This window comes from Legionella waltersii (assembly GCF_001468085.1).
GTDB lineage: Bacteria > Pseudomonadota > Gammaproteobacteria > Legionellales > Legionellaceae > Legionella > Legionella waltersii.
Map to the genome: position 1 here is coordinate 1 of NZ_LNZB01000024.1, position 608 is coordinate 608.

Consider the following 608-nt stretch of genomic DNA (forward strand, 5'->3'; position numbering starts at 1 on the left):
TCCAGCCAGTAAGGCTTCCTGAAGACCTCAATTCCCTGGATGGTGTCGTCGCAGGTGCTCTCCATACCCTTGTCTTTGGCTGCGACAGTTTAGGCAAGCCAGCGCTCTTTGCCTGTGGTGCGAACAATTTTGGCCAACTGGGGATGGGGCATCAAAACAACAAGAATCTCCTGACCACTATCCCAAAACCCGTTATCTGCGACAGCGAAAAATATCGCCTGAAAATGGCAATAGAGCTCCACATACAAACGCTCACCAATGAATTCAGCTGGTTTGGATTGAAAAAATGCCCTCAAGAAAAAATTAAGATGCTCAAACAACTCTGTGAAATCCTTGAACAAGTGGATAATCCAAACTCAAAAAAAGAGCTCTGGGAGACAATGAGTGCCTTTTTAGAAGAACATAAACATACCATCAAAGAGCACCGCAATTCCATGAGAAAGTGGAGTTTTTTTAGCCCTGAATCCCCCACGCGCACCGAGACATTTCTCACTGAGAAAATGAACAGCCTGAACTCTTAAGTGTTAGTGGCATTTTAAACAATAAAATGCCACTCATTTTTCTACTATTGGCCCAAAGAAAGCTGTTGCCAAACGAGCCCCAGATAG

1 pseudogene is annotated in these 608 nt (G+C 44.4%); it reads left to right on the forward strand.

The window, feature by feature from the left end:
- Nucleotides 1–521 (forward strand): annotated as a pseudogene (locus tag Lwal_RS17500) (RCC1 domain-containing protein); the annotation flags it as partial.
- Between the last annotated feature and the right edge of the window lie 87 nt (nucleotides 522–608).